The organism is Luteimonas chenhongjianii (assembly GCF_002327105.1).
Taxonomy (GTDB): domain Bacteria; phylum Pseudomonadota; class Gammaproteobacteria; order Xanthomonadales; family Xanthomonadaceae; genus Luteimonas; species Luteimonas chenhongjianii.
This window is the reverse complement of record NZ_CP023406.1, coordinates 1,847,089-1,866,118: the sequence shown is the minus strand read 5'-3', so window position 1 is coordinate 1,866,118 and position 19,030 is coordinate 1,847,089. Positions and strand designations below refer to the sequence as shown.

The window sequence follows — 19,030 nt, the reverse complement described above, 5'->3', positions numbered from 1 at the left end:
GCTTCGCACCGCACGTCAGTGAGGGCGCTGTGTTCCGCCCCGGTCAACGTTGCGCCGGCACGGCTTTGCTAGTCTGCACGCCCCGCAAGCGCCCCGAGCCAGTCCCATGAGCCGCCTCCGCATCTTCGCCGACACCGCACCCGACACGCCGCTCTTCGACAGCCGCGATGGCGACGCGATCGCCCGTGAACTGCAGGCGATCGGCGTGACCTTCGAACGCTGGCAGGCGGCAGCGCCCGTCGCGGCCGGGGCCAGCCCCGACGAGGTCATCGCCGCCTACAAGGCCGACATCGACCGCATCAGCGCCGAGCGCGGGTTCAAGTCGGTCGATGTGATCAGCATCGCGCCCGACAACCCCAAGCGCGAGGAACTGCGCGCCAAATTCCTCGACGAGCACTTCCACAAGGAAGACGAGGTGCGTTTCTTCGTCGAAGGCTCGGGGCTGTTCACCCTGCATGTCGACGGCAAGGTCTACGAAATCGAGTGCGTGAAGGACGATCTGATCGGCGTGCCCGACGGTGTGACCCACTGGTTCGACATGGGCAGCGAACCGCGCTTCGTCGCGATCCGCTTCTTCGAGCAGCCCGACGGCTGGATCGGTCATTTCACCGGCTCCGACATCGCGCAGAAATTCCCGCGCTACGAGCCGGATACGCGCTGACGACCAGGTCGTTCGGCCGGCCCCACGATCCCGTGCGCGGCCAGCCACCGAGCGGCGTATCTGCAGCGGGCGTCCCGGGACGGTGTGCGCAGCCACGACCCATGGCGCCCCGCCAGGAGCGCACGGCGACGACAGCCACTGCACGCTCGTGGTGAGCGCTGAAACGCCCGGAGTCGGCTGCCGGCATGACATGGCGACGGCTTACACTTCAACGCCCCCGAACCGGCTGACGCGCGGATGATCCTGACCGATATCGAAGGCACCACCAGCAGCATTTCCTTCGTCAAGGACGTGCTGTTCCCGTATGCGCGCCGCGCCCTGCCCGGCTTCGTCGCCGCGCATGGCAACGATCCCGAGGTGCGGCACTGGCTGGACGTGGTCGCAACCGAGCACGGCGCGATGTGCGACGACGCGATGATCGTCGAAACACTGCAGGGCTGGATCGACGCCGACCGCAAGCACACGGCGCTCAAGGCGCTGCAGGGCATGATCTGGTCGAGCGGCTATCGCGATGCGGATTTCACTGCGCACATCTATCCCGACGCGGCCCCGGCGCTGCGCCGCTGGCACGAAGCCGGGGAGACGCTCGCGGTGTACTCGTCGGGCTCGGTGCCTGCGCAGAAGCTGTTCTTCGGCCACAGCGATGCGGGCGACCTGACCGGCCTGTTCTCCAACTGGTTCGACACCGAAGTTGGCGGCAAGCGCGATGCCGACAGCTATGCGCGCATCGCCGACGCGCTCGACGCCGCCCCGGCGGAGGTGCTGTTCCTGTCGGACGTGGTCGAAGAGCTGGATGCCGCGCGCGACGCCGGCATGCGCACGATCCTGGTCGACCGGCTGGATGACTACCCGACACCGCGCGATGCGACGGCGGCCAATGGCCATCCGCGCGTGACCACGTTCGACCAGATCGACGCGATCCGCTGAGCGGCGACTGCTGCGCCGTCGACGGGTGATGCGCCGCCGGCTGCAGGTTACGGGCCTCCCGCGCCGCGCCGCGGCGATGCGCCGGCCATGGTGGATCCGCCAGCGCCGCGCTTATGGCGCGCGCGCGGCGTCATCGAAGCGGTCGAGCCGATAGCGCGTGCGGGCGCGCTGCTCGCCCTGCCAGGGATCGAAGGCACGCACCTCGACCTCGTGCTCGCCGGTCGCGAGATCGGTCGGCAGCGCAGCACGCCACAGGTGCAGCGACGGCACCGCCTCGGGCGAGCGGTCGCGGCCGCGCAGGGCGTCGGCCAGATCGTCGCGCGCGTTCTCGAGCAGCAGGCGCGGATCGGCGCGCTCGACGCGGCGCATCGGCGTCCAGTCGCCATCCCCGACGCGGAACTCGACCCGGGTATCCGCCTCGCCCATATAGACATTGGCGTAGACGCCCCAGGCCGGATACGCGCCCTGACGCAGCACGCGTGGCGCATGCAGTGCCATCGCCTGCGTCGTCGCTGGATCGGCGGCGGTGTCGCGTGCCGGATGCCAGGCCAACCGGTATCCGCCATCCGGATCGATGCGCAGGCTGGCAAAGCCGTTCGGGGTACCGTCGGCCATCGTCGCATCGGGAATGCCCTGCGCATCCGGCGCGCCGCTCCAGAACGCACCGCTGGCCGCGCCGACGTTGTACTCGTGCAGCGGCGCCGCGCCGTGCCAGTCGCTCCCGGCGTCGTGGCGGACGTGTTGCTGGGTGTGGCGATGGCCGGTCAGCAGCAGCACGCGGTCGAAGTGCTGCAGGGCCGCGAACAGGCGCGCGCGATCGGCGCTGCGCATGGTCTCGGGTGCTCCGCCGGCCGCGGTGTCGAACCAGGGCACGTGCGCGGCGACCACCAGCAGCCGGTCGCGCGGCGCGGCCTGCAGGTAGGCCTCGAGGAACTCGAACTGGTCCTCGCGCAGCCCGCCGACATAGCCCGGTCGCTGCCCGGGCTGGTGGATCACGTTGTCGAGCACCAGGAACGAGGCCTGCGGCGTTTCCCAGGCATAGGTCTCGGGCCCGTAGGCCGCGCGGAACGAGGCGGTGGAACCGCGGTCGTCCGACGCGCTGAAATCGAGATCGTGATTGCCGGGGGCGTGCAGCCACGGCGAACCGACGCGCGCGGTCGCAGCGTCGATCACCGGATACAGCGCGGGCTCGTCGTTGGTGACATCGCCAAGCATCAAACCCAGGCCGAACGGCCCGGCGCGACGTGCGGCCTCGACGACGCTGCGGTCGTAGTAGCCGACTTCCGCTTCGCTCGCGGTCTGCGGATCGGCGAATACCGCCACATCGAGCGTCCCTTCCGCCTCGCCGGCCTGCAGCGTGAACGTGCAGGCCGCGCCACGCGCAGCGGGCGCCCGCCAGAACGCCGGATTGGCCCCGGCGCGCGGCAGCGTCCAGCCGGCGGGCTTGATCACGAAGACCGGCGCATCCCGGCCCCCCAGGCCGGTGAAGCGGCCATCGGCCGCGGTCTCGACGATGCGACGCCCGTCAGACACGCGGACGCCGGCGATGCCTGCACCGGCATCGTCGACCACGCGTCCCGCATCGCAGGCCATCGCAGCCCCTGCCGCGGGCGCGAGCAACACGATCGCCAGCGGGATCTGCGCAAGCCGGAGAACATGCCGCATCGACGCTACCTTCTGCTCGGGGGAAGCGTTCCATTATGCGTCGGCCGGCGATTTCGCCTGCCGGCGTCCCACGCTCCAGCGCGTGAATTACCTGGAGTGGGCCGATGCGGGACCAGAAGGCGGCCAGACGTGGATCACGGCGGGATCAGGCCGCGCCCCGTACGCGGAAGCTCATCCGGGCCAACGCCAGCACGACATGCATGGACTGGCGCCGGCCGACGCCGATGCCGATGCGGTCGAATGCGCCCTGCCGACATCGGCCGGGCCTGCGGGCGGGCGTGCATGGTGCGGCCAGGCCGGGCGCGATGCGCGAGCCGGCGACCACGCCCGGCTGATGCCGGCCCACCGCGCCTAGCCGCGGTTTGGCCCGCATGGCGGCACTCCGGTATCCTGTACGGCTTCCAGGCCCCGTAGCTCAGCTGGATAGAGCGGTCCCCTCCTAAGGGACAGGTCGCCCGTTCGAATCGGGCCGGGGTCACCAGAGCGCGATCATCCCTGAGCCGCCGGCGCCTCGCGCCCGATGGCCTGCGCATCCCCCGCGTTCCGGTCCTCCCGGCCACGCCGTCACAAGGAGTTTTTCCGCATGCCCCATCCCGTCCTCACCGCGCTCGGCCTTCAGGCCACCGAATCGGGCACCTATCTCGGCAATGGCGAATGGGCCGACGGCCGTGATGCCGGCATCCTCGAGCCGGTCAACCCGACCAATGGCGAAGTGCTGGGCCAGGTGCTGGCGACGTCGGAAGCCGACTACGAGCGGATCGTCACCCGCGCCCAGGCCGCGTTCCGCGAATGGCGCAAGACGCCCGCGCCGCGCCGCGGCGAAGCCGTGCGCCTGTGCGCCGAGGCGCTGCGCACGCACAAGGACGCACTGGGTTCGCTGGTCGCGCTGGAAATGGGCAAGTCCAAGCCGGAAGGCGACGGCGAAGTCCAGGAAATGATCGACATCGGCGAATTCGCCGTCGGCCTGTCGCGCCAGCTCTACGGCCTGACCATGCATTCCGAGCGCCCTGGCCACCGCATGTACGAGCAGTGGCATCCGATGGGCGTGGTCGGCATCATCAGCGCGTTCAATTTCCCGGTCGCGGTGTGGGCCTGGAATGCGCTGGTCGCGGCGGTCTGCGGCAACATCTCGATCTGGAAGCCGTCGCCGAAGACGCCGCTGTCGGCGATCGCCTCGATGAAGATCTGCAACGACGCGCTCAAGGCCGGCGGTTTCCCTGACATCTTCTTCCTCTTCAACGATGCCGGCAGCGATCTCGCGCAGGCGTTCGTCGACGACAAGCGCGTCGCGCTGATCAGCTTCACCGGTTCGACCAAGGTCGGCCGCCACGTCGGTGAGCGTGTCGCCAAGCGCATGGGCCGCTCCCTGCTCGAGCTCGGCGGCAACAACGCGATCATCGTCGACCCGACCGCCGACCTGAAGCTGGCGATCCCGGCGATCGTGTTCGGCGCGGTCGGCACGGCCGGCCAGCGCTGCACCACCACGCGCCGGCTGTTCGTGCACGAGTCGATCTACGACGACGTGCTGGCCAAGCTCAAGACCGCCTACGGCCAGGTCGAGAAGCGGATCGGCGATCCCACCGACGCAGCCAACCTGATGGGCCCCCTCAACAGCCGCGAAGGCGTGCAGGCCTATCTCGACGCGATCGAGAAGGCCAAGGCCAGCGGCGGCACGATCGAGAGCGGCGGCAAGGCCCTCACCGACCGCAAGGGCAACTTCGTGCTGCCGGCGCTGGTCAGCGGGCTCACCAACGATGCGGAAGTGGTGCAGACCGAAACCTTCGCGCCGATCCTCTACGTCATGAAGTACAGCGACCTGGACGATGCGATCGCGATGCAGAACGACGTGCCCCAGGGCCTGTCGTCGGCATTGTTCACCACCGACCTGCGCGCGTCCGAGCAATTCCTCTCGGCCTGGGGTTCGGACTGCGGCATTGCCAACATCAATATCGGCACCTCCGGCGCCGAGATCGGCGGCGCATTCGGTGGCGAGAAGGAAACCGGCGGCGGCCGCGAATCGGGCTCGGATGCCTGGCGCGCGTACATGCGTCGTCAGACCAACACGATCAACTACTCCGATGCGCTGCCGCTGGCGCAGGGCATCAAGTTCGATCTGTGATGTTCCGCATCGCGCCACGGATACAGGTCCGTGGCGCGGCGCGCTTGCACGCCTGACCCCGGTGTCTGAATAATCGTGTCTTCCCCCGACTTCCCTGGACCGCTGCCGATGGCATTGCGCATTCCAGCCGGTCTGTCCACCGCAACGCCCTGCGCGGCATATGCGGATGTGCGGCGGTGTTTCGCATGAACGCGCCGCTCGCGGTGCGCCGCAGCAGCACCTTGGCGGTGATCAGCCTCGTCGCGGGGATCCTCGGCTGGTCGGCGCTGCCGGTCATCGGCAGCATCGTGGCGATCGTCACCGGCCACCTGGCCCGTGCCGAGATCCGGCGCCAGCCGGAAACGCTCGAGGGCGATGGTCTGGCAATTGCCGGCCTGACCCTCGGCTACACGATGGTCGCCCTCGCCATCGTCGGCATGCTGTTCGTGCTGCTGTTCTTCGGCGGCCTGTTCGCCGTCATCGCCACCACGTCCTGATGTATTCCAGCCTGCGCCCCCTGCTGTTCCGGCTCGATCCCGAGCGCGCGCACGGCCTGACACTGGCTGCGCTCGATACGCTGCATCGCACGGGCCTGTCGTCGCTCGCGGCCAAGCCCCCGCAGCCGTTGCCGACCGAAGCCTTCGGCCTGCGCTTCGCCAATCCGGTCGGCCTTGCCGCCGGCCTCGACAAGAACGGCGAGCACATCGACGCCCTGTTCGCGCTGGGCTTCGGCTTCGTCGAGATCGGCACGGTGACGCCGCGGCCACAGGCAGGCAACCCGAAGCCGAGGATGTTCCGCCTGCCACGCCATCGCGCGTTGATCAACCGGCTCGGCTTCAACAATGGGGGTGTCGACGCCCTGATCGCCAATGTCGCCCGCGCCAGGCGCAACGGCATCCTCGGCATCAACATCGGCAAGAACAAGGACACCCCCAACGAACAGGCCGCCGACGACTACCTGTTCTGCATGGAGCGCGTGTATCCGCTCGCCGACTACATCACCGTCAATATCTCGTCCCCGAATACCGCCGGCCTGCGCGAACTGCAGGAAGAACAGTCGCTGCGCAGGCTGATCGGCACGCTGCGCGAAGCGCAGGAGCGCCTGGCTGGCCAGCACGGCAAGCGCGTGCCGGTGCTGGTCAAGGTGGCACCGGATCTGAGCGACGACGACATCGAAGCCGCGGCGCGGGTGCTCTCGGACCTGCGCGTCGACGGCGTCATCGCGACCAATACGACGGTCTCGCGTGTCAGCGTGCAGGGCGACCGGCGCGCCGACGAAGCCGGCGGGCTGTCCGGCGAGCCGTTGATGAACAAGTCCACGACCGTGCTGCGCATGCTGCGCACCCGGCTGGCGAGTGACATCCCGCTGATCGGCGTGGGCGGCATCCTTTCCGGTGCCGACGCGGTCAAGAAGATGGCCGCCGGCGCGTCGCTGGTCCAGGTGTATTCGGGCCTGGTCTATCGCGGGCCGGCGCTGATCGGCGATTGCGTCGAGGCAATCCGGCGGCGTCGCGAAGCGCCGAGCCGCGGCAACCTGCCCAGCCGCTGACGCGCCCGATGCCCGACGCCTTCCGTCTTCTGCAGCCGGCCGATCTACGCCCGCGCAACACCTTCGGCGTGCCCGCACGCGCACGCAGGCTGGTCGAGGTGTCCGATGCCGCCGCCCTGCCCCGGGCGCTGGCGCTCCTCGGCGCCGACGCGCGGCCGCTGCTGATCGGCGGTGGCAGCAATCTGCTGTTCGCAGGTGATGCGGAGGACGCACTGACGATCGTCGATGCGCGTCGCGGCGTGATCTCCGATGACGGCGAAGAGGTCGTGGTACGCGCGGCCGCGGGCGCCGACTGGCACGGCTTCGTATTGTGGACGCTCGCGCAGGAACTTGGCGGGCTCGAGAATCTCGCCCTGATCCCCGGCACGGTCGGCGCCGCGCCGATCCAGAACATCGGCGCCTATGGCGTCGAAGTCGGTGAGCGGGTAGTCGCGGTCGAGGCCTTCGATCACGAGACGCGAAGTTTCGTACGACTCGATACGGACGCCTGCCGCTTCCGTTACCGCGACAGCGTCTTCAAGCAGCAGCCCCAACGCTGGATCGTCACCGCCGTCGAATTCGCCCTGCACCGCTTCGCGCAGCCGGTCCTGCACTACGCCGGACTGCGCGACACGCTCGCCGCGCGCGGCATCGACGATCCTCGCCCGCTCGACGTTGCCGAGGCGGTCATCGACATCCGCCGCAGCAAACTGCCCGACCCGGCGGTGACCGGCAACGCCGGCAGCTTCTTCAAGAATCCGATCGTGCCGGCGGCCCAGGCCGCGATGCTGGTTGCCGCGCAGGCGGGGATTCCGGTCTTCGCCGCCGAGGAGGGCCTGCGCAAGCTCTCGGCCGCCTGGTTGATCGACCAGTGCGGCTGGAAGGGCAAGCGCGACGGCGATGCCGGTGTCGCCGAAGGGCATGCACTGGTGCTGGTCAACCACGGTGGCGCCAGCGGCGCCGAACTGCTGGCACTGGCCAGGCGCATCGCCGCCTCGGTCCACATGCGCTTCGGCGTAGCCCTGGAACCGGAACCGAGGATCATCGGGGCAGCGTGGTGAACCTGGCCGCCCTGCTCCGCTGGCGTCCGGCGACCGTGCAGGGTCAGGCCGCGCTGCTGATGCTGGGCAGCACCTCGGCGTTCGCGCTGATGGCGATCACGATCCGCTTCGCATCGGCCACCATCCCGACCACCGGGGTCGCGTTCTTCCGCAATTTCTTCGGCCTTCTGGCCCTGCTGCCGATCATCCTGCACAGCGGCCGGGGCCTGCCGCGCACCCGCAACCTGGGCCGCTATGCGGTGCGCACGGTGGTCGGACTGGGCTCGATGCTGTGCGCGTTCTGGGCGATCGGACATCTGCCGCTCTCGCAAGCTATTTCGCTGTCGTATGCCACGCCGCTGTTCGCGACGATCGCCGCGGTCCTGTGGCTGGGCGAGATCGTGCGCGCCCGGCGTTGGGCGGCGGTGAGCGCCGGCTTCATCGGCGTGCTGGTGATCCTGCGGCCCGGCGTGTCGTTCTCCACCGCGATGCTGGTGCCGGTGCTCGGCGCCCTGCTGGCGGCGCTGGTGGCGATCCAGATGAAGCAGCTGTCCAAGCTCGATCCGCCCGACACCGTCGTCTTCTACACATACCTGCTGTGGGTGCCGCTGTCGCTGGTGCCGGCGCTGTTCCAGTGGACCTGGCCCAGCCCCACGGTGTGGCTGTGGCTGATCGCCACCGGCGTGCTCGGCACGCTGGGCCAGTGGCTGTGGACACGGGCCCTGCGCCTGGGCGAAGTATCGGCGCTGCAGCCGATCAGCTTCGTGCAGCTGCCGATCGTCGTGGTCTTCGGCTGGTGGCTGTTCGGCGAGGTCATCGACCTGTGGACACTGATCGGCGCGGCGATCGTGTTCGGAGCGAACGGCTATATCGCCCATCGCGAGGCGGTACTGTCGCGCCGCGCGGCGACCCAGCGGCCGGCGCAGGCGGCCAAGCCCGGCGAATAGGCGGCTGCAGCAGGCCGACGCAGGCGCGGCGGCTGCGCTCAGCCGACTGGCGGATCGCAGCCAGCGGCGCTCCGGAACAACGTCAGACGTCTTCCTTCGCGACCTCGCGCAGCTTGCCCTCGTGCAGTTCCATGACCCGGTCGAGCTTGCGCGCCAGGCGCCGGTCGTGGGTCACCAGCACCAAGCTGGTGTGCTGGGCGCGGTTGAGCTCGAGCATCAGCTCGAATACCGTCGCCGCAGTGCGCTCGTCGAGGTTGCCGGTCGGTTCGTCGCCCAGGACGCAGGCCGGCCCGTTGACCAGCGCCCGCGCTACGGCGGCGCGCTGGCGCTCGCCGCCCGACAGTTCGCCCGGCTTGTGCGCGAGGCGATGACCGAGGCCGACCGTCTCGAGCAGATCGCGCGAGCGTCTGGTCGCATCCGCATCGCTGGCGCCGTTGAGCAGCGCCGGCAGCATGACGTTCTCGAGCGCGGTGAACTCCGGCAGCAGGTGATGGAACTGGTAGACGAAGCCCAGCGACCGGTTGCGCAGCGTGCCGCGCGCGGCGTTCGAAAGCGCACTCATCTTCTGCCCGGACACGAACACCTCGCCCGCTGTCGGTGTGTCCAGCCCGCCGAGCAGATGCAGCAGCGTGCTCTTGCCGGCACCGGACGCACCGAGAATCGCCACCGTCTCGCCGGCGCGCACCGCGAAATCCAGCCCGTCGAACACCGGCGTGTGCAGCTTGCCCTCGGCGTAGGTCTTGCCCAGACCCTCGGCCGCCAGCACCACGGTGTCGGGTGGGCTGGTGGTTGCAGTGGTCATGTCACTCATAGCGCAGCGCCTCCGCCGGGGCTGTGCGCGCCGCGCGCAGCGCCGGATAGATGGTGGCGAGGAAGGCCATCAGCAGCGCGACGCTGGCGATCATCACCACGTCGCTGACCTGCAGGTCGATCGGCAGGCCGGTCACGTAATAGACGTCCTCGGGCATCAGCACGACGCCGAACGCGCCCTCGATCGCACGCAGGATGTGTTCGAGATTGAAGGTCAGCAACAGTCCGCCGGTGATGCCGAGGATGGTGCCGATGACGCCGATCATCGTGCCCTGCACCATGAACACCTGCATGACACCGCCGGGGGTGAGGCCCAGCGTGCGCAGGATCGCGATATCCGCCTGCTTGTCGGTCACCAGGCTCACCTGGGAAGCGACGAGGTTGAACGAGCCCATGACGATGATCAGCGACAGCAGGATGCCGATCATGGTTTTCTCGAGCTTGAGCGCGCGGAACATGTTGGCGTTCTCGATGCTCCAGTCGCTGACGCGGTACACGCCGCCCAGCCTGTGCACGAGATCGCGCGTGACCTGCTGGGCGCGATCCATGTCGTGCAGTTTCAGGCGCACGCCGGTCACCCCGTCGCCGATCCGCAGCAGGCGCTGGGCGTCGCTGAGATTGACCACCGCGAGCCGCCGGTCGAAATCCTGGTAACCCGCTTCGAAGATACCGCTGACGGTGAAGCGCTTGAGCTGCGGCACCGCGCCCATCGGCGTGACCTGGAAATCGGTGGTGACGATGACGCTGTCGCCGACCCCCACACCGAGCCACAGCGCGAGTTCGCGGCCGAGCACGATATTGAAGGTGCCCGGCTGCAGGTCCTCGAGCTTGCCGATGACCATCGAGGTCGCCAGGTCCGAGACCTGCGCCTCGTCCTCGGGGACGATCGCGCGCACTGCGGCCGGCTCGTTGCGACGGCCGCGCAGCAATGCCTGGGTGTCGACATACGGCGCGGCGCCGGCGACGCGCGCATCCTCGCGCGCGACATCCACGGCGCGCTGCCAGTTCGACAGCGTGTCGCCGTCGGCGCTGATCGTCGCGTGCGCGACCATGCCGAGCATGCGGTCGCGGATTTCCTTCTGGAAACCGCTCATCACCGCAAGCGTGGTGATCAGCACGGTCACGCCGATCGCGATGCCGAGGATGGAGGCCAGAGAAATGAAGGAAATGAAGCCGTTGCGCCGTTTGGCCCGGAGATAACGCAGGCCGATGGCAGCGGGGATGGGTCTGAGCATGGACGTCCGTCTTGGGGGCCGCGGCACCCGCGGCGTCTCCACCGACGGATCCGCCCGCCCGGGGCGTCGCTATGGTGCCATCGAATCCGTTGCCGGTCGCGTGACGGTTGCGGGCGCGGCCAGACGGAGTTCACGTCGGGAACCCGGCGGCAGGGTGTCCGGCCACCAGATAAGACAGCGCGCGCGACCGCGCTCCTTCCAGCGCAGCACCGCGATGGGCCCACGCCACTCCAGCGCCAACGCATCGATGCGCGCGCCATCGAGATGGATGTGGCCTGCGCTATCGATGACCAGCTCGCGTGGCGACTCGCGCCGCAGGCGGTGGATTCTCCAGAGAGTCGCGGCCAGCACCACAGGGGTTGCGAGTGCAGCGGCGGACGTCGACAACTCCGACAGCCACAGCGCGATGCAGGCGCAGACGCCGATCAACGCGATCAGACAGCCGAGCAGGCGCGATGGCAGCCACTGCAGCCGCAACGGCGCGCCTTCAGTCCGGCTGAAGCTGCCGGATCGACTGGACAAGGGTGTCGAGCTCTGCGTCATCTGGACGCTCATGGCCGAGGAACCACTTCCAGAGCCTATCGTCCTCGCAATCCAGCAGCCGTCGGAAAACATCCCGCTCGGCGTCGGTGGAGGTCGCCCAGCAGCGGTCGAGCCATCGCTCGAACAGCCGGTCGAGCTCGCGCATGCCGCGTCGGCTACGCCAGCGCAGGCGGCGCAGTTCGGTAGCGTCATCGTGGATCATGCGGATCTCCGTGTCGGGCACGTCGGGCGGACTGTGCCGATCATGCCCAGGCATGTGACCGATCTGCGAGGCAGCAACCCGCGTTTCCAGCGCCCGGTGGCCCACAGCCCGGGCGTACTCCCGGGCTGCGTTCCCGGTGCGCGAAAACCCCGCTGCTTGCACGACGCGATGAACGCGCGGTCGAGCAGACCGCGCTTCCCTGCCGGTTCGATCAGCCGCGGCGCGCCAGCATCAGCTGCTTGATCTCACCGATCGCCCTGGCGGGATTGAGACCCTTCGGGCAGGTCCGCGCGCAGTTCATGATGGTGTGGCAGCGGTAGAGCTTAAACGGATCCTCCAGATCGTCCAGGCGCGCACCGGTGTCCTCGTCGCGACTGTCGATGATCCAGCGATAGGCCTGGAGCAGCACGGCGGGACCGAGGTAACGCTCGCCATTCCACCAGTAGCTCGGGCAGCTGGTGCTGCAGCAGGCGCACAGGATGCACTCGTACAGGCCGTCGAGCTTGGCGCGATCTTCCTTGGACTGCAGCCGCTCGCGATCCGGCGGCGGCGCGCTCTGGGTGCGGATCCAGGGCTGGATCGAGGCGTACTGCGCATAGAAGTGCGTCAGGTCCGGCACCAGATCCTTGACCACCTCCATGTGGGGCAGCGGATAGATCGGCACTTCCGCCTTCTTGCAGTCTTCGATCGCCCGCGTGCAGGCGAGCGTATTCGTGCCGTCGATGTTCATCGCGCAGGAACCGCAGATGCCTTCGCGGCACGAGCGCCGGAACGCCAGCGTCGGATCGATCTCGTTCTTGATCTTGATCAGCGCGTCGAGAACCATCGGGCCGCACTTGTCGAGATCGACCTCGTAGGTGTCGGTCGACGGATTGCGGCCGTCGTCGGGATTCCAGCGGTAGACCTTGAAGGTACGCGTGCGCGTCGCGCCGGTGGCCGGGAAGTGCCGGCCCTGCTGCACCTTGGAGTTCTTCGGGAGCGAAAATTCTGCCATGTCGGGTCCCCGGCTCAGTAAACGCGTGCTTTCGGCGGCACGACTTCGACTTCGTCGTCGAGCGTGTACATGTGCACCGGGCGGTAATCGATCTTCGTGTTGCCGGCATCATCGACCCAGCACAGCGTGTGCTTGTGCCAGTTCACGTCGTCGCGGTCCGGGAAGTCCTCGTGCGCATGCGCGCCGCGCGACTCCTTGCGGTTCTCGGCCGAGACGATGGTCACCAGCGCCTGGCCCAGCAGGTTCTGCAGCTCCAGGGTTTCCACCAGATCCGAGTTCCAGACCATCGAACGGTCGCTTACCCGGACATCGGCGAAGGACGCATGGATCTCGCGGATCTTGTCGACGCCCTCGGCCAGCGTCTTGCTGGTACGGAACACCGCCGCGTCGTTCTGCATGGTGCGCTGCATCTTGTCGCGGATCACCGCCGTCGGCGTGCCGCCGCTGGCGTGGCGCAGCGAATCGAGATTGGACAGCGCCTTGTCGCAGGCGTCCTTTGCCAGCGGCTTCTGCCGCGCGCTCGGCTTGATCGTCTCGGCGCAGCGGTTCGCGACCGCGCGGCCGAACACCACCAGATCGAGCAGCGAGTTCGAGCCGAGACGGTTGGCGCCATGCACCGACACGCAGGCGGCTTCGCCAATCGCATACAGGCCCGGCACCACCGCGTCGGGGTTGCCATCCTTCAGCTGCACGACTTCGCCGTGGTAGTTGGTCGGGATGCCGCCCATGTTGTAGTGCACCGTCGGCAGCACCGGAATCGGCTGCTTTTCGACGTCCACGCCGGCGAAGATCCTCGCGCTCTCGGAAATGCCCGGGAGCTTTTCGTGGATTTCCTTCGGGTCGAGGTGGGTCAGGTCGAGGTGGATGTGATCCTTGTGCTCGCCGACGCCGCGGCCTTCGCGGATCTCCATCGTCATCGAACGCGAGACCACGTCACGCGAGGCAAGATCCTTGGCGTTGGGCGCATAGCGCTCCATGAAGCGCTCGCCGTTGGCGTTGCGCAGGATGCCGCCCTCACCACGCACGCCCTCGGTGATCAGGCAACCCGCGCCGTAGATGCCGGTCGGATGGAACTGCACGAACTCCATGTCCTGCAGGCCAAGGCCCGCGCGCAGCGCCATGCCGCCGCCGTCGCCGGTGCAGGTATGGGCGGATGTCGCGGAGAAGTAGGCGCGGCCGTAACCACCGGTCGCCAGCACCACGCCCTGGGCGCGGAACAGGTGCAACGTGCCCTCGGCCATGTCCAGCGCGAGCACGCCGCGGCAGGCGCCGTCCTCGTCCATGATCAGGTCGAGCGCGAAGTACTCGATGAAGAAGCGCGCGTCGTGCTTGAGCGACTGCTGGTAGAGCGTGTGCAGGATCGCGTGGCCGGTGCGGTCGGCGGCCGCGCACGTGCGCTGGGCGATGCCCTGGCCGTAGTGCGTGGTCATGCCGCCGAACGGGCGCTGGTAGATCTTGCCTTCCTCGGTACGCGAGAACGGCACGCCCTGGTGCTCGAGCTCGATGATCGCGGGGATCGCCTCGCGGCACATGTACTGGATGGCGTCCTGGTCGCCCAGCCAGTCCGAACCCTTGATCGTGTCGTAGAAGTGGAAGCGCCAGTCGTCCTCGCCCATGTTGCCGAGCGCAGCGGAAATGCCGCCCTGGGCCGCGACGGTGTGCGAGCGCGTCGGGAACACCTTGGTCAGGCACGCGGTCTGCAGGCCCTTGTGGGCCAGGCCGAAGGTCGCCCGCAGGCCGGCGCCGCCGGCGCCGACGACGATCATGTCGTAGTTGTGTTCGGTGATCTTGTAAGCGTTGGTCATGTGGTTCTCAGCCCAGCAGCGCGATGCGTGCGATCGCGTACAGCGATGCGAGCGCGCCAGCGGCGCAGGCAAAAGTGACGAGGAGCTGGAGGGTGATCTCCAGGCCGCGCTGGTGGATGTAATCCTCGATCACCACCTGCAGCCCGAGCTTGGAATGCCAGAACGTCGCGATGGCGAACAGCGCGAAGGTGATCGCGTTGAACGGCCGGGCGAGCACGGCCTGCACGGTGGCGAGATCGGCGCCCACCAGCGACACCAGGGTGCCGATGAACCAGGCGAACAGCGGGATCAGCGCCACCGAGGTCACCCGCAGCCACCAGAAGTGACCGGTACCGGTCTTGCCCGAGCCGAGGCCGCGGGCGCGGCCCACGGGGGTCCGGAAATCGCGCGGACGCACGACGTCGTCCGGAGTCTTGGTTCCGCTCATGCACCACCCCGCAGCGCGACGAACCAGATCGCCGCCGTCAAGACGAAGGTCAACACGACCACGGCATAGCCGGAGCGGTAGACCTCAGGAAGTTCGAAGCCCCAGCCGATATCCCACAGCAGGTGACGGATACCGTTGAGCAGGTGATAGACCAGCGCCAGCGAAAATGCTGCCAGGGCGAACATGCCCAGCGGCGAGGCCAGAAGATCCGATGCGGAGGCATAGGCTTCGCCGCCACGGGCGACGGCCAACAGCCACCAGGCCAGACCGAAGGCGCCGACGGAGGCGACGATTCCGGTGACACGGTGCATCAGGGACATGACCGACGTGATCTGCAGGCGATAAAGCGTGCCGAGCATGAACGGTGACAGGGGACGGTTGCGGTTTGCCATCGCTGGCTACTCTCCTCGCTGGCGGCGTCTCGCCGCGTGGCTGGTGTTGCAGGACCGCTCGCCAGTCACGACGTGACGGATCAGAAATCGATACAACGACCGTTCTTTTCCCAGTCGCCATACCGCGTAGGCTCGAGGCCATCGCGGCCCCCGATTTCCTGCGCGGGCGGCAATGCCGGAACGGGCATTTCCGCAGGCACCGTCGACGGCGTCTGCGTCTCCTCGCCTATGATGTCGGGGTTGGTCATCCGTTCAATTTTAGTTGCCATACGCATGTCAGACAAGCCGCAATCCGGATCGGACGCCATGTGCGTGCTCCCCGACATTACTGTGTTGACGCTTTCGGGGCGTGACTGCATCGCATTCGCGCAAGCCCAATTCATGAGCGACGTGGCCGCACTGGTCGATGGACAGTGGCAGTGGAGCGGCTGGTTGACCCCCAAAGGACGCGTGATCGCGCTGTTTGCGGTGATCCGGCGCGGCCCGGAGCGGCTCGACCTGCTGGTGCTGGACGCCGACACAGCGGCAGTGGCGGCATCGCTGCAACGCTACGTCTTCCGCAGCAAGGTTTCGATGGAAGTCCGGAGTGATCTGCAGGTCGCGGGCCGCTTCGCGCCGCCCTCGTCCGCCCAAGGGGCCCTGAGCGCGCAATCGGCCGACACCCTGGAGCTGGACATGGGCACGGCCACGCATCCCAGGACCCTGGCACTGCAGCCCCATGCCGCGGGAGCGACGCTGCAGCCGGAGATCCATGAGAGCTGGCGCGCATACGACATCGGCCATGGGTTGCCACGCCTGGACGAGAGCCAGCGCGAACAATGGACACCGCAACAGCTGTCGCTGGAGCGACTGCACGCCTTCAGTGTGGCCAAGGGCTGCTATCCCGGCCAGGAGATCGTTGCACGCACGCACTTCCTGGGACAGGTGAAGCGCGGACTGGTGGCGCTGCGGGGCACGGGGGGCTCGCCAGGCGACGAGGTCACCAGCGCCGGACAGGGGCTGGGTCGCGTGGTCAGCACGGCGGCCGACACGCTGCTGGCGGTGCTGCCCCTCGAACGTGCGGACGCGCCGCTCGCGATCGGAGAGGTCGAGGTCCACGTGGTTCCGCTGCTGGACGGCCTCGGCCGCTGAGCCCGCGCTGCCGTCGTCAGGCGGCGCCCCCCCCCCCTTGCCCTGCTCGATCGCGATGGGACACCTGTGCCCGCGGTTGACGCCTTTGCCGCGCTGGCGCGAACGGTCCGCAGACCGGAGCAAGGAATGCCTGGGGACGTCTTGCACCCGGTTCGCCGTCGGCGACGTTCGGCGCGTCCGGGACCACGCCCCCGCTCGCTGCCTGCGCCAGCCGGCGCCTTGCAGCAATCCACGCCGCCATCCGCCGACATCCTGCCCCCGCGTTCGCCAGTGCTGATGCGGGCGCGGGACTGCGGGAAGTCCGCGCGATCCTCAGATCAACGACGCGGCCGCGTCGACGATGTCGGCTTCGCAGGGGATCCCCAGCAGCGCGGCGCCGGCCAGCGGAGTGAACGTATCGGCGCCGACAACGCGGCGCAGCGGCCGGTCGCCGAGCCCGGCCTCGGTGATCGCGGTGACGATTCCCTCCCCCACCCCGGCGCTGCGCCGACCTTCGTCGACGACGATCACCCGGGCGCACTCGCGCACGTGACGCGCGATCTCGGCCTCGTTGAGCGGCAGCAGCCAGCGCAGATCGACCACGCGCACCTTCCAGCCATGCGCGGCCTCGATCGCACGCGCCGCGCGCAGGCTCATCGGCACGCCGTTGCCGAAGGTCAGCACGACCAGATCGCAGGCCTGGGGCGCGTACACGCGTGGCTCGCCGAACGCCATCGCCTCATCGGGTGGCGGATACGCGGTGAGCCAGCCGCCGTCGCCGGGCTCGTGCAGATCCTTGGTCATGTACAACGCGATCGGCTCGAGGTATGCGCAGACGCGACCGTCGACGACGGCCAGCGCCGCGAGCGTGCGCAGCATCGCCGCGGCATCGTCGCCGCGCGAGGGGCAACCGATCACCAGCCCCGGAATGTCGCGCAGCGCGGTGATCGAATTGTCGTTGTGGAAGTGGCCGCCGAAGCCACGCTGGTAGCCCAGCGAGGCGATGCGCATGACCATCGGATTGCGGTATTGGCCGTTGCTGAAGAACTGCAGGCTGGCCGCCTCGCCGCGGATCTGGTCACAGGCATTGTGGAAGTACGCGAGGTACTGGATCTCGGGGAACGCGAGCATGCCCATGTTGGCGTAACCCTGGGCAAGCCCGAGGATCACGGTCTCGTCGAGCAGGGTATTGAACACCCGTCGACCGCCGAAGGCTTTCTGCAGGCCCTTGGTCACCGTGTAGACGCCACCCTTGCGGGCGACGTCCTCCCCGAACAGCAGGGCCTGCGGGTACTTCGCGAAGAGATCATGCAGCGCCTGGTTGATCTGCACCGCCAGGTGGCGACGCGGCTGCGCTTCCGGCAATGCCTGCTCGCCGCCGAATGCCGCGATCCGCGCATCCGGTGATGCGGGCCGCGTCGCCTCGGCTGCCACGGCGGCAGGCGAATACGGCGCCAGCGGCGCGATGACGTCTGCCAGGGACGCAAGACGCGGCCGCCGGTCGGCGACTTCCGCCGCAGCCATACAGCGTGCACGCATCGCCTCGTACGCCTCCAGCAAGGTGTCCTTCGACCACAGCCCGGATTCCAGAGCGATCGCCGCCGACCGCAACAAGGGGTCTGCGGCCTCGACGGCGCACAGCTCTTCGAGCGGACGCCATTCGATCTCGAAGTCGGTGCCGGCGTGGCCCATGATGCGCGTGGTGCGCAGGTGGAGGAAGGTCGGCCGGCGCGTGCGCCGGCAGTGCTCGACGGCGCGTTTCACGTCGGCATAGCCGGTGGCCAGGTCCAGTCCGTCGGCGGCGAAATAGTCGAGGTCGGGGCGATGCGCGAAGTTCCGCGCGATCCAGCCATCGGGCGTCTTCACCGAGATGCCGATGCCGTTGTCCTCGCAGACGAACAGCACCGGCGCTGGCAGCTTCTGGTAGGCGGTCCAGGCGGCAGCGTTGAACGCGGTCTGCGCAGTCGCGTGGTTGCTCGATGCATCGCCGAACGAACACACGACGATGCTGTCCTCCGGCACCGGCAGTGCATGGCCGATGCGCCGCGCATGCTCGATCGCGATCGCCGTGCCAAGCGCCTTGGGCAGGTGCGAGGCGATGGTCGAGGTCTGCGGCAGCACCCACAGCGGCTTGCTGCCCCACACCTTGTGCCGCCCGCCGCTGGCCGGATCGTCCTTGCTGGCGGCGAACGACAGCGCCGAATCCATTACCGGATCCATGCCCGGCAGCTTGCGGAAGCGCTCGGCCATGAAGCCGCCGCTGCGATAGTGCAGGAAGGCCGGGTCGGTATGGCGCGTCAGCCGCGCCACCATCGCATTGCCCTCGTGGCCGCTGGAGCCGATGGTGTAGAAGACCTTGTTCTGCACACGCAGTACGCGCGCCATCAGGTCGAGGTGGCGACTGATCAGCTGCGATTCGAACAGTTCGCGGAAACCGCGCGCGTCCAGCGCGCTGCCCGCGACGATCGCCTCGCCCTCGGCCGGCTTCGCTTCGGGGCGCCCGCCCCAGGCCCGCACGAACTCCTGGAAGTTGATGTCGCAGATCTCGGCGCGGTTGAGGCCCTTCATGCGGGCCGGAATGGGGCTGGGAACGGTCGTGAACATGCAGTGCCTTCGCAGGGGCGGACCGCCTCGGCCCGCGGTAAG

The 19,030-nt window shown here is 68.4% G+C and carries 20 protein-coding genes and 1 tRNA gene; 9 read left to right on the top strand and 12 right to left on the bottom strand.

Annotation, left to right across the window (positions count from 1 at the left end; translation table 11 throughout):
• Nucleotides 1-106 precede the first annotated feature (106 nt).
• Nucleotides 107-661 (top strand): 1,2-dihydroxy-3-keto-5-methylthiopentene dioxygenase, encoded by a 555-nt coding sequence (locus CNR27_RS08580; protein ID WP_096297957.1) that lies wholly within the window; start codon nucleotides 107-109, stop codon nucleotides 659-661.
• A gap of 237 nt (nucleotides 662-898) precedes the next feature.
• On the top strand, nucleotides 899-1,588 hold the full coding sequence (gene mtnC / locus CNR27_RS08575) for an acireductone synthase (protein ID WP_096297955.1): 690 nt from the start codon (nucleotides 899-901) through the stop codon (nucleotides 1,586-1,588).
• Nucleotides 1,589-1,699: 111 nt separating this feature from the next.
• On the opposite strand, the gene CNR27_RS08570 is transcribed toward mtnC, so the two are convergent.
• Nucleotides 1,700-3,253 (bottom strand): calcineurin-like phosphoesterase C-terminal domain-containing protein, encoded by a 1,554-nt coding sequence (locus tag CNR27_RS08570; protein ID WP_096297953.1) that lies wholly within the window; start codon nucleotides 3,251-3,253, stop codon nucleotides 1,700-1,702.
• Between the two features lie 145 nt (nucleotides 3,254-3,398).
• Nucleotides 3,399-3,626: a hypothetical protein gene (locus CNR27_RS15265; RefSeq protein ID WP_157745335.1), complete on the bottom strand. Its 228-nt coding sequence runs from the start codon at nucleotides 3,624-3,626 to the stop codon at nucleotides 3,399-3,401.
• A gap of 31 nt (nucleotides 3,627-3,657) precedes the next feature.
• On the opposite strand from CNR27_RS15265, the gene CNR27_RS08565 reads away from it, so the two are divergent.
• From CNR27_RS08565 to CNR27_RS08540, 6 genes are all read left to right on the top strand, one after another.
• Nucleotides 3,658-3,734 (top strand) — tRNA-Arg (locus tag CNR27_RS08565).
• A 102-nt stretch (nucleotides 3,735-3,836) separates the two neighbouring features.
• Nucleotides 3,837-5,372, top strand: a complete 1,536-nt coding sequence (gene amaB / locus CNR27_RS08560; RefSeq protein WP_096297951.1) for an L-piperidine-6-carboxylate dehydrogenase — start codon at nucleotides 3,837-3,839, stop codon at nucleotides 5,370-5,372.
• A 185-nt stretch (nucleotides 5,373-5,557) separates the two neighbouring features.
• Nucleotides 5,558-5,848, top strand: coding sequence for a DUF4190 domain-containing protein (locus CNR27_RS08555; protein WP_096297949.1), 291 nt, complete (start codon nucleotides 5,558-5,560; stop codon nucleotides 5,846-5,848).
• The gene (locus tag CNR27_RS08550; RefSeq protein ID WP_096297947.1) at nucleotides 5,848-6,900 is read left to right on the top strand and encodes a quinone-dependent dihydroorotate dehydrogenase; all 1,053 of its coding nucleotides are present in this window, start codon (nucleotides 5,848-5,850) and stop codon (nucleotides 6,898-6,900) included. Before CNR27_RS08555 ends, CNR27_RS08550 begins: the two co-directional genes overlap by 1 nt.
• An 8-nt stretch (nucleotides 6,901-6,908) precedes the next feature.
• The gene (murB, locus tag CNR27_RS08545) at nucleotides 6,909-7,940 is read left to right on the top strand and encodes a UDP-N-acetylmuramate dehydrogenase (protein ID WP_096297945.1); all 1,032 of its coding nucleotides are present in this window, start codon (nucleotides 6,909-6,911) and stop codon (nucleotides 7,938-7,940) included.
• Nucleotides 7,941-7,999: 59 nt separating this feature from the next.
• On the top strand, nucleotides 8,000-8,866 hold the full coding sequence (locus tag CNR27_RS08540) for a DMT family transporter (protein WP_096300453.1): 867 nt from the start codon (nucleotides 8,000-8,002) through the stop codon (nucleotides 8,864-8,866).
• Between the two features lie 82 nt (nucleotides 8,867-8,948).
• Here CNR27_RS08540 and lolD read toward each other — a convergent pair whose 3' ends face one another.
• The 9 genes from lolD to CNR27_RS15710 form a co-directional block, all read right to left on the bottom strand.
• Nucleotides 8,949-9,668 carry a lipoprotein-releasing ABC transporter ATP-binding protein LolD gene (gene lolD / locus CNR27_RS08535; protein WP_096297943.1) on the bottom strand — a complete coding sequence of 240 codons (720 nt, stop codon included), beginning with the start codon at nucleotides 9,666-9,668 and terminating at the stop codon, nucleotides 8,949-8,951.
• Between the two features lies 1 nt (nucleotide 9,669).
• The gene (locus tag CNR27_RS08530) at nucleotides 9,670-10,911 is read right to left on the bottom strand and encodes a lipoprotein-releasing ABC transporter permease subunit (protein ID WP_096297941.1); all 1,242 of its coding nucleotides are present in this window, start codon (nucleotides 10,909-10,911) and stop codon (nucleotides 9,670-9,672) included.
• Nucleotides 10,912-10,980: 69 nt separating this feature from the next.
• Nucleotides 10,981-11,433: a hypothetical protein gene (locus CNR27_RS08525; RefSeq protein WP_245815580.1), complete on the bottom strand. Its 453-nt coding sequence runs from the start codon at nucleotides 11,431-11,433 to the stop codon at nucleotides 10,981-10,983.
• Nucleotides 11,399-11,656: an FAD assembly factor SdhE gene (locus CNR27_RS08520; RefSeq protein WP_096300449.1), complete on the bottom strand. Its 258-nt coding sequence runs from the start codon at nucleotides 11,654-11,656 to the stop codon at nucleotides 11,399-11,401. The genes CNR27_RS08525 and CNR27_RS08520 overlap by 35 nt, the downstream gene beginning before the upstream one ends.
• A 211-nt stretch (nucleotides 11,657-11,867) precedes the next feature.
• Complete coding sequence (locus CNR27_RS08515) at nucleotides 11,868-12,650, bottom strand: succinate dehydrogenase iron-sulfur subunit (protein WP_096297939.1); 783 nt, start codon at nucleotides 12,648-12,650, stop codon at nucleotides 11,868-11,870.
• A gap of 14 nt (nucleotides 12,651-12,664) precedes the next feature.
• A complete protein-coding gene (sdhA, locus tag CNR27_RS08510) occupies nucleotides 12,665-14,455 on the bottom strand; it encodes a succinate dehydrogenase flavoprotein subunit (RefSeq protein ID WP_096297937.1) in 1,791 nt (596 codons plus the stop codon).
• Between the two features lie 7 nt (nucleotides 14,456-14,462).
• Entirely contained in the window at nucleotides 14,463-14,882 is a 420-nt protein-coding gene (gene sdhD / locus CNR27_RS08505) for a succinate dehydrogenase, hydrophobic membrane anchor protein (RefSeq protein ID WP_096297935.1), read from the bottom strand.
• Nucleotides 14,879-15,274, bottom strand: coding sequence for a succinate dehydrogenase, cytochrome b556 subunit (sdhC, locus tag CNR27_RS08500; protein ID WP_096297933.1), 396 nt, complete (start codon nucleotides 15,272-15,274; stop codon nucleotides 14,879-14,881). Before sdhC ends, sdhD begins: the two co-directional genes overlap by 4 nt.
• An 80-nt stretch (nucleotides 15,275-15,354) precedes the next feature.
• Nucleotides 15,355-15,582, bottom strand: coding sequence for a DUF1674 domain-containing protein (locus CNR27_RS15710; protein ID WP_233580232.1), 228 nt, complete (start codon nucleotides 15,580-15,582; stop codon nucleotides 15,355-15,357).
• Between CNR27_RS15710 and ygfZ the strand changes: the two genes are divergently transcribed.
• Nucleotides 15,548-16,405 carry a CAF17-like 4Fe-4S cluster assembly/insertion protein YgfZ gene (gene ygfZ / locus CNR27_RS08490; protein WP_096297931.1) on the top strand — a complete coding sequence of 286 codons (858 nt, stop codon included), beginning with the start codon at nucleotides 15,548-15,550 and terminating at the stop codon, nucleotides 16,403-16,405. The two genes, CNR27_RS15710 and ygfZ, sit on opposite strands and share 35 nt — an antisense overlap.
• 312 nt (nucleotides 16,406-16,717) lie before the next feature.
• On the opposite strand, the gene CNR27_RS08485 is transcribed toward ygfZ, so the two are convergent.
• Nucleotides 16,718-18,988, bottom strand: coding sequence for a thiamine pyrophosphate-dependent enzyme (locus tag CNR27_RS08485; protein WP_096297929.1), 2,271 nt, complete (start codon nucleotides 18,986-18,988; stop codon nucleotides 16,718-16,720).
• Nucleotides 18,989-19,030 lie beyond the last annotated feature (42 nt).